Source organism: Bacillus sp. 5mfcol3.1, assembly GCF_900114335.1.
GTDB classification, from domain to species: domain Bacteria; phylum Bacillota; class Bacilli; order Bacillales; family Bacillaceae_G; genus Bacillus_A; species Bacillus_A thuringiensis_S.
In genome coordinates this window covers 1,518,041-1,535,093 of the sequence record NZ_FOST01000002.1, presented here as the reverse complement: position 1 = coordinate 1,535,093, position 17,053 = coordinate 1,518,041, and the positions used below count along the sequence as shown (strand labels likewise).

Below are 17,053 nucleotides of genomic sequence, written 5' to 3'. Positions count from 1 at the left end.
TTTTAAACCCACTTTTTTTGATACGCTGCTATACTTTCATATTCTTCTTCCAATTGACGGGACAGACGAATATAGATTGGCGTTAAATCTTTATATTTTTCCACACTTTCCATGTTTGGCTCATGATGAAAATCTGCACCTACCATTTCAGAAACTACGGATAATGTATCTATTTCACCTAAACTATATAAACCGAGGATTGCAGCTCCTAAGCAAGAGCTTTCAAAACTTTCCGGAACATATACGTCTTGATGGAAGATATCCGCCATCATCTGTCTCCAAAGTTCCGACCTTGCAAAGCCGCCTGTCGCTTGAATTTTTTTCGGTTCGCCAATTAACTCTTTTAAAGCGAGAAGAACGGTATACAAGTTATAAATTACTCCTTCTAAAACAGCACGGATAAGATGTTCTTTCTTATGATGCAATCCGAGTCCAAAGAAAGATCCTCGTGCATTTGCATTCCATAAAGGAGCTCTTTCCCCTGCTAAATACGGGTGAAATAATAAACCGTCAGATCCAGGATTCACTTTTGCCGCTATTTCAGTAAGTACTTCATATGGATCTTTCCCTAAACGCTTCGCAAGTTCAATCTCTGAAGTGCCTAATTGGTCACGAGCCCATCTGAAAATCATACCGCCGTTATTTACTGGTCCACCGATTACCCAATGGTCTTCAGTTAACGCATAACAAAAAATTCTACCTTTCGGATCTGTTACAGGACGATCTGTTACAGCACGTATCGCACCGCTTGTACCAATGGTAACAGCCACAACGCCAGGATCTATTGCATTTACACCTAAATTAGATAGTACTCCATCACTCGCTCCTACTACAAAAGGCGTAGAAACAAGTACATTCATCTCTTTGGCAAGCTCTTCATCTAATCCTGTTAAACTGTGCGTTGTTGGAACAAGTTTAGAAAGCTTTTCATCTGTAATTCCCGCAACATGTAAAGCCTCTTCATCCCATTTTAAAGATTTCAAATTAAACATCCCTGTCGCTGACGCTATAGAATAATCAATTACATACTCTTTATATAACTTGTAAAAAACATATTCTTTAATAGAAATGAATTTATAACTTTTTGCGAATAACTCTGCCTTCTCATTCTGTAGCCAAACTAATTTCGAAAGCGGTGACATAGGATGAATTGGTGTGCCAGTACGAAGGTAAATTTCATGACCATTCATATCATTCTTTATTTTCTCCGCCCAGCTTGCACTTCTATTATCTGCCCAAGTAATACATCCCGTTAATGGATTCCCCTTTTCATCTACAGCAATGAGACTATGCATTGCCGAACTAAAAGAGACACAAAGAATATCACTTGGCTGTACACTACTTGATCGTATAGTTTCTTTAATCGTATTTATTACTGCACGAAAAATTTCTTCTGGGTCTTGTTCCGCTGTTTCAGGCGTAGGAGAATATAAAGGATATTCAATTCCATGACTAGCAATAACAGATCCATCAGTAGAAAATAGAACTGATTTTGTACTAGTTGTCCCAATGTCTACACCAATCATATATTTTGAGCTCACCATTTCTTCCTCCTAACAAAAAATCCCTATAGTATCCTAATAATATAAGAACCATAAAAATACATTTATTTTATCTATTCATAACGTTATGTGCTAAAGTTATCTCTCTACATTCATATAAAAATATCCTTATTTTAAACAAACATATCGAGTAGTAAAACTCCTCCAAAAGCGATAAATGAAAGTAACGTTTCTAATACCGTCCATGTTTTAAATGTTTCTTTCACTGTTAACCCTAGGTATTCTTTTACCATCCAAAAACCAGCATCGTTTACGTGTGAAAACATTAATGCTCCTGCACCTGTTGCAATAACGAGTAACTCTAAGTTCACACCTGTTGTATTTTCAACGATTGGCGAAACGATACCCGCTGCTGTTGTTAAGGCGACTGTCGCTGACCCTGTCGCAATTCGAATTAAACCAGCTACTATAAATGCTAATACAATTGGAGATAGAGCTAAATGTTCAGACATTTGAGCAATAGCATTCCCTACCCCACTATCGATAAGAATTTGCTTAAAACCCCCGCCGGCACCAATAATCGCAACAATTGAACCGATTGGTAATAAGCTATCTTCTGTTATCTTCTTAATAGCTTTTTTATCGATACCTTGACGAAATCCAAGAAAATAGAACGCCGCAAAACATGCAATCAATAGTGCAATGATAGGACTACCGATTAATGTGATAATCTTCATCAAAGTATTAGAAAGAGGCACATAAGGAGCTGCTGCAGCTAAAACCATTAACATAACAGGTAACAATATAACTAAAAATGAAACTCCTATTCCTGGTAATTTCGTTGATTTTGTATTTACACGAATCAATTCTGGCTCATTTTCAGGAATTACACGTTTGTGAATCCATTTCGCAAATATAGGACCTGCAATAATCGCTGCAAAAAATGTAATAATGAGTGAATACATTAGTACATTCCCAAGATTCGCTTTATAAATACCAATTGCAACTATGGCCCCTGGATGCGGAGGAACAAGACCGTGCACGACAGATAGCCCAGCAATTGCTGGTAATGCTATTAATAAAATATTTTGTTTCGTTGTTTTATGAATTGAAATTACTAACGGCAGTAATATTAAAATGCCTACTTCAAAAAACACCGGGATTCCAATAATAAAACCTGCAATTAACATAGCCCATGGTAAGTTTTTTATCCCAAAGGATTTAATAAAGAACTCTGCCACTTGCATTCCAGCACCTGACTCTGCCATCATTTTCCCTAAAATTGTACCTAATACTAAAATACCTACTAAATGCCCTAGAACACTTCCCACTCCTATTTCATAAGCACTCACTATTTTATCCATTGGCATTCCAGACATAATTGCTAAAAACAAACTTGCAACCGTTAAACTAATAAACGCATGCCATCTCCACCACGACACCCCTAAAATAACAATTACGATTGATAATAATGTAATCATTAAAAGGTACATATTCATACTCAATCCCCCTTTATGTAAACCCTTTCATAATTACTATATAATTAAAAGAACCTATATAGTTCTTACTTGAGTAAAAGATACCTTTACATATTGCTATACACTTAAAAGCATCTTCACATCATAATGATTTATATAAAAAGAATCTCCCTTATTAGAGATACACTATAACTCATCTCTCTAATAAGGGGATTTCTCTTTAATAATTATAATGTTATTGTGATAAATGCTTCGCGCGATCAATTTTTCCTTTTTTAAAAGTGAATGACACTTTCTTCTCTGCTGTTTTCACGTAGTAAGACTACAAACTCAGGATCCAGTTTAAACGATGAAGTTACTTAGGATTTGTCCTCTCATGAAAAGCAATTTTCGGAAAGCACCTTCACTTTCATGCATTATAATTTAGGAGCTTTCGCCCAATCCGCAGCAAACTTCTCAATACCTTGGTCTGTTAATGGGTGCATAGCAAGTTGTTCAATTACTTTATAAGGAATTGTTGCAATATGAGCACCTGCCATCGCTACACGAGTTACATGATCTGGATGTCTGACAGAAGCCGCAATAATTTGTGTATCTAATTGATGAACATCGAATAATTCAGCAATTTTAGCAACTAATAATACACCATCTTCAGAAATATCATCTAAGCGTCCTAAAAATGGAGAAACGTACGTTGCACCCGCTCGAGCAGCTAAAAGTGCTTGGTTCACAGTGAAAATAAGTGTAACGTTCGTTTTCACACCTTTTTCAGTAAGATAGCGACAAGCTTCTAATCCTGCTAGCGTCATTGGAAGTTTTATCGTGACGTTTTTATCACCACCGTTAATTTTAATTAATTCTTCTGCTTGAGCAATCATTTCTTCAGCTGTAACAGCATCTGGAGTTACTTCTGCCGAAACAGACTCAACTTTAGGTACTGCCTGACAAATTTCTGCGATACGGTCTTCAAACTTAACGCCCTCTTTTGCTACTAAAGAAGGATTCGTTGTAACACCAGCTAAAACTCCAAGTTTATATGCTTTTTTTATGTCCTCAAGATTTGCAGTATCAATAAAAAATTTCATGATCAATTCCCTCCAGTTTTTAAACGTTGATGAGTTACATGTTTAATATGCTTATCCCGTAAAAGCCCGATTGGTATGGAATAAAGCCCCTATTTATTAAAGTTTCACTTTATTTCTTTTCTACTGCATGTCCGCCAAATTCATTGCGCAGAGCTGCTACAACTTTTCCTGTAAATGTATCATTGTCTAATGAGCGGTAGCGCATTAATAGAGACATTGCGATAACAGGAGTTGCTGTTTGAAGGTCTAATGCTGTTTCTACTGTCCATTTTCCTTCACCAGAAGAATGCATAACACCCTTAATTTCATCCAGTTTTGCATCTTTAGAAAATGCATTTTCTGTTAATTCCATTAACCAAGAACGAATTACTGAACCGTTGTTCCATACTCTTGATACTTTTTCATAATCGTAGTCAAATTCACTTTTCTCTAGAATCTCAAATCCTTCACCAATAGCAGCCATCATACCGTATTCAATTCCGTTATGAACCATTTTTAAGAAGTGACCACTACCAGCTTTTCCAGCATATAAGAATCCATTTTCTACAGCAGTATCGCGGAAGATAGGTTCAACGATGTCCCAAGCTTCTTGATCTCCTCCGATCATGTAACAAGCACCATTACGAGCGCCTTCCATTCCGCCAGAAGTTCCTGCATCCATAAAGTGAATGCCATCTTTCTTTAATTGCTCATATCGGCGGATAGACTCTTTATAATGTGAATTACCAGCTTCAATTAAAATATCTCCTTTTGATAAAAGTGGTGTAACCTCATCAATAACAGAATCAACAACAGCGTGTGGTACCATTACCCAAAGAATTCTTGGTGATTGTAATGACTGAACAAGTTCACTTAAACTAGATGTACCCGTTGCCCCGTACTCTTTCATTTCTTCTACTGCGCTCGTATTTAAATCAAATGCTACTACTTCATGTTTATGATCCATTAAATTTTTCCCTAAATTTAATCCCATTTTACCTAACCCAATTAATCCTACTTGCATAATATAATTCCTCCTCAAATCATCTTTTATTAAAAATCCATATCACTACAATCTGGAATACCTTTCAGCACTGAAATGTGAGTATGTACAGAAAGGTATTCACAGTCATAGCTTAAGAATTCAACACATTTTTTGTAATTTGAACAACATTTTCTGTCGTAAATCCAAATAGATTCATGACTTCAGCTCCAGTTCCTGAAGCTCCAAATGTTTCAATTGATAGTACTTTTCCTTCTTGTCCTACATAACGTTCCCAACCTAGAGATACACCCATTTCAAGAGATACTCGTTTCGTTATAGAAGACGGAAGAACGGATTCTTTATATTCGTTCGATTGGTGATCGAATAACTCCCAGCTCGGCATTGCAACGATGCGAACAGAAACTTGATCTTCTTCTAATTTTGCTTTCGCACTAGCAGCTAAGGATACTTCAGAACCTGTCGCAATTAAAATTACATCCGGATTTTCATTTGTTTGTGTTAATACGTAAGCTCCTTTAGAGAGATTCTCTATGTTCGCTTTCGTTTCATTAAACACCGGTAAATTTTGACGGCTCAGTACTAAAACGACTGGACCATCCGTTTGCTGTAAAGCATACGCCCAAGCACTTGCTGTTTCATTTGCATCTGACGGACGGATAACTGTTAGACCAGGAATTGCTCGAAGCGCTGCCAATTGTTCAATTGGTTCATGCGTTGGACCATCTTCTCCTACAGCAATCGAATCATGTGTAAATACGTAAGTAACAGGTAACTTTTGCAGTGCAGCCAGTCGAATCGATGGACGAAGGTAATCATTAAATACAAAGAATGTACTTACGAAAGGTTTTACTCCTCCATGGAGAGCCAGTCCATTCGCTGCCGCGCCCATTGCATGTTCACGTACACCGAAGTATATATTTCGTCCAGCATACGATTCTACCGCGTACACAGCTTCACCTTTTATATCTGTCATAGTGGAATGAGAAAGATCTGCACTTCCACCGAAAATAGAAGGAATCGATTTCACATAATGATTAATAGCTTCCCCACTTGCAACACGAGTGGAAATCGTTTTTTCAGTATCAAAAGATAGAATGTCTTTCGCTTCAATTAAAACCTCACCTGTAATCGCTTTTTCTAATTCATCTGCTAGTGCAGGGTTCGACTCTCTGTATGAGTTGAACTGCTCATTCCAGTCATTTTCTTTTTCAATACCTTTTTGTTTCAGTTCATTAAAATGAGCTTTTACTTCTTCAGGTACAAAGAAATCTTCCTCATAATCCCAACCATACACTTGTTTTGTCGCTGTTGCCTCTTCTACGCCAAGCGGATTACCATGTGCTTTGTTCGTTCCAGCAACTTTTGGACTTCCATAACCTATAATAGTTCTAATTTCTATAAGAGTAGGTTGATCCGTATTTTCTTTCGCTGATTGAATAGCTTTTGTAATAGCATCGACATCGTTTCCATCTTCAACTCTTACATATTGCCAATGTACAGATTCTGCCCTTTTCTGAATATCTTCAGAGAAAGCAATGCCTAATTCACCATCAAGTGAAATTTCATTTGAATCATACAGTACAATTAACTTGCCAAGTTTCATATGTCCTGCCATTGACATCGCTTCATAAGCGACACCCTCCATTAAGTCACCATCTCCGACTAAAGCGTACGTATTGTGATTTATAATAGAGTGACTATCCTTATTGAACTTCGCCGCTAAATGCGCTTCTGCCATTGCCATTCCGACAGCATTGGCAATCCCTTGTCCTAACGGGCCTGTCGTTGCTTCGACTCCAGAAGTATGACCAAACTCAGGATGTCCTGGTGTTTTACTATTTAACTTTCTGAAGTTTTTCAAGTCATCAATTGAAACATCATATCCAGCTAAATGAAGCAGGCTATATAACAGACTAGATCCATGTCCCGCCGATAAAACGAAACGATCACGGTTAAACCATTCTGGGTGATTAGGATTGTAATTTAAATGATTCGCCCATAATGCATAAGCCATTGGCGCTGCTCCCATCGGAAGACCTGGATGACCTGAGTTTGCCGCATTAATAGCATCAATCGATAACGTACGAAGTGTATTCACTGCTAATTGATTTATGTTTTGTGTCATAGTAATCGTCCCCCTAAATGCTTTCATTAAAGAAAGTACTTATTTTTCCGTCTCTTGATCTAACCACCATTTAAATCCACTTTCTTGTAACAGTTCATTAGACGCTTCTGGACCATATGAACCAGACTCATATTCATGAAGCGGTAATAAGTTTTCCTCGAACGCTTCAAGAATTGGTTGTACCCATTCCCATGACAATTCAACTTCTCTCCAATGTGCAAAGAATGTAGCGTCTCCACTCACAGCATCATGAATGAGTCTTTCATACGCTTCAGGTACTCCCACATCCGCTTGCTCACAAGTAAAGTTAATACGCATCGGTTCAATTTCTCCATTTTTCAATGGATTTTTACTGTTTAACTGTAATGAAACGTTCTCACCTGGGCTAATTTCAATTATTAATAAGTTAGGTGCTGCATTTGGATTATTATCTTGATATTGCTGTTTTAACGTATTTTTAAACTCGATTACAATACGAGTAGACTTTTCTTTCATTCGTTTTCCTGTTCGTATATAAAATGGAACGCCAGTCCAAAACGGATTATCGATCCACAAGCGAGCAGCAACAAATGTGTCTATGTTAGAAGAAGGATTTACTCCTGGTTCCTCTTTATATGCTACAACTTGCCCGCCTTTTATCTCTCCTGAAGCGTATTGACCGCGAACGATATGGTTTTGAACGTCTTCTTTTTTCACTTTACGAAGCGTCTCCATTACTTTTCGTTTTTCCTCTCGAATTTCACACGCATTAACCTTTTCCGGCAGATTCATAGCAGTCATCATTAATATTTGTAACATATGATTTTGAACCATATCTCGAATGGCTCCTGCGTGATCATAATATCCAGCTCTTTCTTCAACCCCAACCGTTTCACTAGCTGTAATTTGTACATTCGCTATATGTTCTTTATTCCAAATCGACTGGAGAACAGGATTTGCAAATTCTAGCGCTTCAAGATTTTGAATCATCGGTTTACCTAAATAATGATCGATACGGTATATCTCGTCTTCTTCAAACGTGCGACTAAGCTTATCATTAAGCTCACGAGCAGATGTAAGGTCGTGCCCAAACGGTTTCTCAATCATCAGGCGTTTCCATCCATCCGTTTTATCAAGTCCGCTTTCCTTAATATTTAAAGCAATCGTCTCGAAAAATTCAGGAGCAACTGAAAGATAGAACATTCTATTTCCTTTTATATGTAGTTCTTCTTCCCTTTCACGAACGACTTGTAATAATCTCTCATAATCTTCCGGCTTACTCACATCTAATGGACAATAGCGAAAATTATCTAAAAAACCTTCGAGTTCCGGAGTACCTTCTTCCCTCTGACGGGAAAACGTCTCTATTGATTCTTTTATTCTTTCTTGAAAATCTTCATGAGATACTTGACGTCTTCCAAGCCCGATAACAGATATTTGCTTTGGAAGCTTTTGATCTCTATATAAGTTATATAGCGCGGGGTAAATTTTGCGTTTCGCTAAGTCCCCTGTCGCTCCAAATAAAACAAAGGTCATTGATTCCAAGTTCAGTCCCCCTCTTGTTGTATAATCCTCGTCAATATACTAAAAATGAATTGTACAGAAGCTCATACTCTTATACTTCCTGTTTTTATAAAAAACAAAGAGTTATCTAATTCCAATTCTTTTTATACCTTTCGCTCTCTCATTGTCCCCAATATTAATAGTGGCAATTCAAAGCATTTCTACTGCAACTTACTTATTTATAGAACTTAACGAAATATTTTATATCTAATTACTTTTAGTAATTAATTAATCCTATGTCTAGTATATTAACCACATAAATTATTATCGTCAATAAAAATGTCTTGAATTAAATACTATTTATTTTGTAATACTTTTCTAAGTGTATTCCTAGTTACCATTCATTTTCAAAGATAATGATTGATATAATAAATATCAGTTTCATCAAAATCTTCAATTAATTTTCGGTTAAACTCGCGAGCAGACGTTACATTATAATCAAAAGGCTTCTCTATAATAAGACGGTTTAATCCTTTTGTAGTCCACAATCCACTCTCTTTAATATTTAAAGCAATCACATCAAATACTTCTGGTACAACAGATAGATAAAACATACGGTTTTCAGAAATATTTAATTCTGTTTCACGCTTTTTTACAAGGCTCAGTAAATCTTGATAGCCCACTATATTCGCTGTATCTAATTGACAATAACGAAATGTGCTAATAAATTCTTCTACTCCTGATTCGTCATCAGAAGATATTCTAGAAAATGTAGCAAGGGATTGTTCCACCTTTGTTTGAAATTCCACATCTGACATTGCCCTTCTGCCAATACCGATAATCGAAATAGATTGTGGTATATTTTGATTACTAAATAGTTTATATAAAGCAGGGTAAATTTTGCGTTTCGCTAAATCCCCTGTCGCTCCGAATAAAGTGAAACTTTAATCAGTGGAGGTTTTGTTCATCCCCACTGATTATTAGCCTTCACCAATCGGGCTTTTACGAGCAGCCCAACTCCCACCTAACTTCTTTGCTTTCGCTGAATTTTGAGGCGGGGGTCTTACTGCCCAGCAAATAGCGGGATAAACATAATGAATAAATCATGCTGCAAAAATAACATCTACCCTTTCTTCATAAAGCTTTACAATTGCTTTCGCAAGTACGTTACATTATTTCACGTACTTTCCCCTTCTCTATATAAAATTCTCACTAACAAAATTCAAAATATTATACTTATTTTTCGTACTTTGCTATGCTATAACCACAAACAGGAGGTATAAACTATGAAAGCACAAATTATCCATTCTTTTGGGGATTCATCTGTATTTCAATTAGAAGAAGTTTCAAAACCAAAACTTTTACCAGGTCATGTTCTAATCGATGTAAAAGCAACAAGTGTAAATCCAATCGATACAAAAATGCGTAGTGGTGCCGTTTCAGCCGTCGCTCCTGAGTTTCCAGCTATATTACACGGCGATGTAGCTGGTATTGTTATTGAAGTAGGAGAAGGTGTTTCGAAATTCAAATCAGGGGATAAAGTATACGGATGTGCCGGAGGTTTTAAAGAAACTGGAGGTGCACTTGCAGAATTTATGCTTGCTGATGCACGATTAATTGCTCACAAACCTAACAATTTAACAATGGAAGAAGCTGCTGCTCTACCATTAGTTGCAATTACAGCTTGGGAATCTTTATTTGATCGTGCAAATATTAAACCTGGTCAAAATGTGCTCATTCATGGAGCTACTGGTGGCGTAGGACACGTAGCCATTCAACTAGCTAAATGGGCAGGCGCTAAAGTTTTCACAACAGCTTCTCAGCAAAACAAAATGGAAATAGCCCATCGTTTAGGAGCCGATATAGCTATTAATTATAAAGAAGAATCTGTTCAAGAATATGTACAAAAACATACGAATGGAAACGGATTTGAAGTTATATTTGATACAGTAGGCGGCAAGAATCTTGATCATTCTTTTGAAGCTGCTGCGGTCAATGGAATCGTCGTAACAATCGCCGCTCGTTCAACCCATGACCTCTCTCCTTTACACGCAAAAGGACTCTCTCTGCACGTTACTTTTATGGCGTTAAAAATATTACATACAGATAAACGTAATGATTGCGGAGAAATCTTAACGAAAATAACGCAAATTGTAGAAGAAGGAAAACTTCGTCCATTGCTAGATTCTAAATCTTTTACGTTTGATGAAGTTGCACAAGCACATGATCATTTGGAGTCGAATAAAGCAATAGGAAAAATAGTGTTGAAAAACGTTTGGTAACAATAACCCGATAATATAAATAATGATTCATGCTGTTAGCTTAATGCGTAGATTAATTGTACAAATGTCAAACAAGGCAATCAAAAATGATCGCCTTGTTCTTTTTTTATATAATAGTATTTTTCCGATTTCATCAATAGCATGGCCCTTTCCCGAAAAAGAGCGAATAACTCTACTATAGCTAGACCGTATTATTACATTCGAATATTACTTATGAAATTTCACACGCTCTTCAAGTGGTTGGAATTCTTTTTCACCTGGTGCAGCTGTTGGATTACCAAATGGCATTTGTGCAATTAGTTTCCAATTAGCAGGGACATTCCATTCTTGTTTTACCTCATCGTCAATTAATGGATTATAATGTTGTAATGATGCCCCTAATCCCTCTGCTTCTAAACCTGTCCACACGACTAATTGGTGCATACCTGATGCTTGGTGTGACCAAATTGGGAAGTTTTCAGCATATGCAGCAAACTTTTCTTGAAGCGATTTAACGATAGCCTCATCTTCAAAGAATAATACTGTTCCATAACCAGCTTTAAAAGAATCCATTTTTTGTTGCGTTCCTGAAAAGTCTCCATCTCCAACTACTTTTCTTAATGTTTCAGTGGTAATATCCCATAATTTATCATGAGCTTCACCAAATAATACAACTAATCGTGCAGTTTGAGAATTGAAAGCGGATGGAGTATATTTCACAGCAAACTCCACGATTTCTTTAATTTTTTCATCCGATACTTGTACCTCTTTATTAATCCCATAGTAAGTACGTCTTTCTTTCAGTGCAGTATAGAAATCTTTTGTCATAATTCCGTTCCTCCTAAGTTTTAATATTCTTCAAAATGATACATCTCGAAGATAGTATGCGTTTAAATGAGTTCATTTTTGAATCATTGAACTTCCTAGCACCCATTGCCAGTCATTCTAAATCTAAACACACTGCTTCCTTCAGTTTTCCTAAAAAAAGCCTTATAACATCATTCATAAAATCTAATCATCATTCGGTACTATTTTACCCATTCTCTATTCATGTATCCTGCTTGTTTCATATTTACACAAATATGAAATGTAGCTACTTTAATCACCAAATTTCACATTAATTTAGAGCATCTTCAATTACAGCAATTTCGCTCACTCGAACAAAACGATGCAATTTAAAGAACATTGCAAAATTAAGTACTACCTGTAAAAGAACCCTCTTAGCCGACTATAAGAAAAAATAATAAAAAGCCAAAAACGAACAATAATATGTTCATTCTTGGCTTTTACTTAACCATCACATTTATTTTTACTATTGCTTCAAATGATTTTTAACTGCCCTTATTACCAATTCGTGATCTTCTTCTGGTGGTAATCCTGAAACTGTTATCATTCCAATAACCCCTACGTTTTTTATTCTGATAGGAAAACATCCACCAAACGCAGCGTATTCTGAAGTATCTAAAAGATATTTTTCATTATAGGAGACCCCAGTTATTTCACTTTGTATCTGCATATAATACGAGCTACGATCATGCAGGGAAACGACTCGTTTTTTACGCTCAATCCATTTCGTATTTTCCTCATTTGTTCCTGTCATCTTGAAATGAAATAATTGCACACCATTTTTCGTTATATCAACAGCAATCAATTTCCCCTCTCGCTTTGCTGTTTCAACGATAAATAAACCTAGTTGCAAGGCATCTTCATTTGTAAAAGAGGAAAATTGAAGTGTTTCCTCCTCTTTTAAAATTTGTTTACTTATTTCATTCAAATTTGAAGTACTCATATCTTTAACCTCCATAATTATTTTATGCCACACCGACATTTTTTCGAAATTATTAGGCCATATAGTACAACCTTTCAATCAATCTGATTCTAAATAAACTACTGTAACATCTTTGGTAACTAGTAGTACCGTAAAGCTTGTTTTCTTCTTACTGGTGCTATTATGAATGACATTCAAAGTTATAAAAAGTACTATTCTACTTATCCCTATCTTACAGAGACTATTATGAAATATATTTAACATCTTAAAAATGTATGTACTAAAGAATAATATTTTTAATCACTAACTTTTTTGATCAATCGTTATAATCCAATTTCATCAAAATTTTTATCAATTATTACACTATCCAACAATAGGAGGAAACAAAGATGGATGAAAATATATCCAAAAGCTGAAAAGCAGTTGAGTCCCTTGAGAGAATAGTTATAATTCACTACATATAGAAATAGACATACAAAAACGCCATCCTTTCCTATAATTCTAAAGAAAGAATAGCGTATTCTTTTCAAAAATGAGTTCTTTTATTGAAAAACTTTGATTCTATATTATACATAAAAGGGCAACCAATGCTAAAACAGCTGGAAGTCCTTGTTTCACAATAATTGATTTATTAGATGTGAAACCTCCGAAAATAGCTGCTATCACCACACAAATCACGAAAAATAATTGGACCATATAACCAATTGGATTGAGCCCAAGTACAAGTCCCCAAATGAGACCAGCCGCTAAAAATCCATTATATAAACCTTGGTTTGCAAACATAATGGCTACGTTTCGATCTCCTTCTAAATGCTTCGGTAATTTGAAAGCACGTTTCGCTACTTTTGAATCAATAAAAAACATTTCAAGGATCATGATAAACAAATGTTCTAATGCTACGATCCCGACTAAAATAGCTGCGATTATTTCCACACTATTCTGCCCCCTACACTCTCTATTCTTTAATATTCTCTACATTTTTTTGCATCTGTAATAGAACATGAATAAGTATTTTGCGTTCTTCTCCACTGATATTTACGAACATTTCCTTCATAAAATATTCCTTTTCTTTCTTGTTAAAATATTAATTGATGTATCAATTATTGATACATCAATTAATATACATCTCTCTTTTTATTTTTGCAAGTTTTTTTGCTCAATTGGTTTTATTTTGTTCCAGCAACTTTAAACCAATTCAAAACATCAGTTCGTATTTCTAGAAATCATAATTACTTTAAGTTCATTCTGACAATCATATTTAACTACATATATAAAAGAATTGAGTTATATCTCCATCAATTTATAAAAATTAATTTTTTCTAAAAACAGATACTTTACGTTTTTTATAGTAATAAAAATCATTTTTTGTTTCAGAGGCAATCCATTTTGTTAGCTTGATGGGCATAGGATAGCACCCAGATGACGAACCAATTATCTTTCAAGAAGACGGCTAGAAAACTGGATTTGGTACAGGAGTTGCCTACTTCCCCGATTCAGATGGTACTAATTTAGAGCTTATTGCTCCAAAAGGTCCATTTAGACGTGAATAGTTAAAATATATTAATACTGAAAAACCACCTTTATGAGAGGTGGTTTTTTGTTGCTAATGGTGAAGATTAATATTGAGGTCTGATTGAGACCTATTCCTATTCCTATTCCTTTTCCACATCTTTCATCATACCATCGAAAGAATAGTCTTATAGCTATTTCAAATATTTCGGCAGTACTATATCGCTAGCAAGCTAAAATTTCATGGTACTCAAAAAAAATCTGCTGAATCATAACCAAAAAGTTCATTTTATCATTTCAGGGTAATTCGAAATTCTTAAGTTGTCGGGCACGGGGTACAGCTGAAAAACAGTGTATATTCATTAACTTCAAACTAATTTTGATGTAACAAAATTTGTATTTATACCTTTTTAACGAATTCAGATTTTAATTTCATAGCTCCAAAACCATCAATTTTACAATCAATATCATGATCTCCATCAACTAATCGGATACTCTTTACTTTTGTACCAATTTTTACAACTGATGAAGTTCCTTTTACTTTAAGATCTTTAATTACTGTTACAGAATCACCATCGTTTAAAATATTTCCATTTGCATCTTTAATTACCTTTGTATCTTCACTATTTTCAGCTTCTAATTCTAAAGTCCACTCATGAGCACATTCTGGACAAACAAAAAGATTCCCATCTTCGTAAGTGTATTCTGAATTACATTTTGGACAATTTGGTAAATTAGGCATATTTTTATTTCCTCCACTCGTTTTCGTTTATTCTATTAAATAAATATTATTTTTAATTTCCGTTTTTCGTTTTTCGTTTAAATGTAGGGAAAATATTCTCTTCTTGCTGTTTGATACTTATTTGTTGAATGTATAAAAAAACTACTTGTTCACACCTTGTAAAAAATCTTCTCCACATTCTCCAAAGCAAACTTTCTTCTTCTCTACTTTTTTAATAAAATGATTAAAAAAGTGGATTAACTCAAACAAACTTTGTATGTGAAGTGAAATTTTTAAAAATCTAATGCATTTTCTTTATTCTTTATTGTATTGATTTCCTGAGATTGCTGAGAAAGCCCTGTACATTCATGAAAAGCAAAATGCTTACACCCTATACATTTTTTTGTATTCAGATGTCCTAAAGCACAATTAATTGCTTCTCCGGTATGATTAAAAAAGTTTTCTTCCCCAATCTCAGCGTACAATCCATTCTTATCTAGATTGGCTTTTAGCTCTGATTGAATTCCAGAAATAAGAAGTACGCCACCTTGTTTTTTGAAGTGCTGAACAATATTCCTAAAGTAAGACTCTCCTGTGGTATCAATAAAAGGAACTTTTCCCATACGTAAAATTAAAACATTAGGTTTATAATGAATAGTCGCTAAAATATTTTGTTCAAATGTTTGAGCAGCCCCAAAAAATAATGGCCCTTCTATTGTATAAATGCTAATTTGTGGGCAATCATGAGCTTTATTTACCACATGTGGTAGCAATTTTTCATTTCTTTTTGTATGATCAGGAAGCACTTTTGATATGACAAGCATATTACTCATACGTTTTGTAAACAAAATAATAGCTAATATAAGACCAATCTCTACAGCTGTTGTTAAACTAGTAAATACAGTAAGTAAAAATGTTACCAATAATACAAGAGAATCTCCCGTCTTCATTTTAAGTATGTGATAAAAATGTTTCTGCTCGCTCATATTCCAAGCTACCACCATTAAAATCGGGGCCATACTAGCAAGTGGAATATGTGAAGCATATGGCGCTAACAGTAGAAGTGTAAATAACACAAATCCTCCGTGAATAACACCCGCCATCGGAGATACAGCTCCACTCTTAATATTAGTTGCTGTACGTGCAATCGCTCCAGTTGCCGGAATTCCGCCAAATAACGGGGTAACAATATTGGCAATCCCCTGGCCGATAAGCTCTTTGTTACTGTTGTGTTTACTATTTGTCATACCATCTGCCACGACAGCGGATAAAAGTGATTCAATTCCACCGAGCATCGCAATAACAAATGCAGGACCAATTAACTGCTTTATACGTTCTAATGTGATTTCTGGTATATCAAACTGAGGAAGTGTATTTGGAATCGTACCATATGCTGTACCAATAGTAGGTACATAACCTGAGAAAAATACAGTTGCAATTACAGTTGAAATAACAACACCTACTAATGAACCAGGCACTTTTGGTAAAATCTTTGGTGTTATGAGTATAACAAAAAAGCAAATCAAAGCAGTTATAACACTATAAAAATTGGTAGTACTGATATGAGTGAAGAGTTCCTTCAAATTCGCTAGAAATTCCTCATGCTTTTTTATACCTGTTAAACCTAAAAAACTAGCAATTTGTCCCGTAAAAATAATAACAGCAATACCTGAAGTAAAACCAATTGTTACAGGACGTGGAATAAACTTAATTAAAGAGCCTAGCTTGAAGATTCCCATAAGACATAAAATAATTCCAGCTAACAAACCCGCGAGTAGTAAATTTTCGTATCCATAGGTAATTACAACTCCTAAAAGAATCGGAACAAAAGCACCTGTAGGTCCTCCAATTTGATACTTCGAACCACCAAACAGTGAAATGAGTATTCCAGCAATACAGGTTGTATAAATCCCATACTCTGGCTTAACACCAGAGGCAATAGCAAAAGACATAGCAAGTGGAATCGCAACAACTCCAACAATCATTCCTGAAAGAAGATCCTTTTGAAAATGTGCTAATGAATATCCTTCAAACCTTCCTGTAAATAACTTTCTCATTACAAACCCTTCTTTTCTATTTTTAATAGATCTGGATTACAAATGTATTTCTCGGTCCCTTATACAGAAAATTGTCCTTT

12 protein-coding genes and 2 pseudogenes are annotated in these 17,053 nt (G+C 35.3%); 2 read left to right on the top strand and 12 right to left on the bottom strand.

The annotated features are described in order from the left end of the window. Positions 1 to 2 precede the first annotated feature (2 nt). The 7 genes and pseudogenes from gntK to BM089_RS17300 form a co-directional block, all read right to left on the bottom strand. Complete coding sequence (gntK, locus tag BM089_RS17330) at positions 3 to 1,544, bottom strand: gluconokinase (protein WP_000254948.1); 1,542 nt, start codon at positions 1,542 to 1,544, stop codon at positions 3 to 5. A 131-nt stretch (positions 1,545 to 1,675) separates the two neighbouring features. Continuing rightward, positions 1,676 to 3,001, bottom strand: coding sequence for a gluconate permease GntP (gene gntP / locus BM089_RS17325; protein ID WP_090977528.1), 1,326 nt, complete (start codon positions 2,999 to 3,001; stop codon positions 1,676 to 1,678). 395 nt (positions 3,002 to 3,396) lie between these two features. Then, positions 3,397 to 4,065, bottom strand: coding sequence for a fructose-6-phosphate aldolase (gene fsa, locus BM089_RS17320; RefSeq protein ID WP_000667692.1), 669 nt, complete (start codon positions 4,063 to 4,065; stop codon positions 3,397 to 3,399). Between the two features lie 109 nt (positions 4,066 to 4,174). Next, positions 4,175 to 5,068, bottom strand: a complete 894-nt coding sequence (gnd, locus tag BM089_RS17315; protein WP_001195925.1) for a phosphogluconate dehydrogenase (NAD(+)-dependent, decarboxylating) — start codon at positions 5,066 to 5,068, stop codon at positions 4,175 to 4,177. Between the two features lie 112 nt (positions 5,069 to 5,180). Further along, positions 5,181 to 7,175 carry a transketolase gene (gene tkt / locus BM089_RS17310; RefSeq protein ID WP_090977526.1) on the bottom strand — a complete coding sequence of 665 codons (1,995 nt, stop codon included), beginning with the start codon at positions 7,173 to 7,175 and terminating at the stop codon, positions 5,181 to 5,183. 39 nt (positions 7,176 to 7,214) lie between these two features. Further along, a complete protein-coding gene (zwf, locus tag BM089_RS17305; protein WP_090977524.1) occupies positions 7,215 to 8,699 on the bottom strand; it encodes a glucose-6-phosphate dehydrogenase in 1,485 nt (494 codons plus the stop codon). A 365-nt stretch (positions 8,700 to 9,064) separates the two neighbouring features. After that, positions 9,065 to 9,580 (bottom strand): annotated as a pseudogene (locus BM089_RS17300) (glucose-6-phosphate dehydrogenase); the annotation flags it as partial. 363 nt (positions 9,581 to 9,943) lie between these two features. On the opposite strand from BM089_RS17300, the gene BM089_RS17290 reads away from it, so the two are divergent. After that, positions 9,944 to 10,939, top strand: coding sequence for a zinc-dependent alcohol dehydrogenase family protein (locus BM089_RS17290; protein WP_090977522.1), 996 nt, complete (start codon positions 9,944 to 9,946; stop codon positions 10,937 to 10,939). A 207-nt stretch (positions 10,940 to 11,146) separates the two neighbouring features. Here the strand turns inward: BM089_RS17290 and BM089_RS17285 are convergent, their stop codons facing one another. The 3 genes from BM089_RS17285 to BM089_RS17275 form a co-directional block, all read right to left on the bottom strand. Further along, a complete protein-coding gene (locus BM089_RS17285) occupies positions 11,147 to 11,746 on the bottom strand; it encodes a nitroreductase family protein (protein ID WP_000158938.1) in 600 nt (199 codons plus the stop codon). Positions 11,747 to 12,230: 484 nt separating this feature from the next. Continuing rightward, on the bottom strand, positions 12,231 to 12,746 hold the full coding sequence (locus tag BM089_RS17280) for a heme-degrading domain-containing protein (RefSeq protein WP_100910103.1): 516 nt from the start codon (positions 12,744 to 12,746) through the stop codon (positions 12,231 to 12,233). Positions 12,747 to 13,247: 501 nt separating this feature from the next. Further along, positions 13,248 to 13,619: a DUF1304 domain-containing protein gene (locus BM089_RS17275; protein WP_000402471.1), complete on the bottom strand. Its 372-nt coding sequence runs from the start codon at positions 13,617 to 13,619 to the stop codon at positions 13,248 to 13,250. A gap of 470 nt (positions 13,620 to 14,089) precedes the next feature. Between BM089_RS17275 and BM089_RS17265 the strand changes: the two are divergent. Beyond that, positions 14,090 to 14,236: pseudogene (locus tag BM089_RS17265) on the top strand (VOC family protein); the annotation flags it as partial. 359 nt (positions 14,237 to 14,595) lie between these two features. Here the strand turns inward: BM089_RS17265 and BM089_RS17260 are convergent. Then, positions 14,596 to 14,937 carry a zinc ribbon domain-containing protein YjdM gene (locus BM089_RS17260; protein WP_001133198.1) on the bottom strand — a complete coding sequence of 114 codons (342 nt, stop codon included), beginning with the start codon at positions 14,935 to 14,937 and terminating at the stop codon, positions 14,596 to 14,598. A gap of 272 nt (positions 14,938 to 15,209) precedes the next feature. Continuing rightward, on the bottom strand, positions 15,210 to 16,973 hold the full coding sequence (sulP, locus tag BM089_RS17255; protein ID WP_070756814.1) for a SulP family inorganic anion transporter: 1,764 nt from the start codon (positions 16,971 to 16,973) through the stop codon (positions 15,210 to 15,212). Between the last annotated feature and the right edge of the window lie 80 nt (positions 16,974 to 17,053).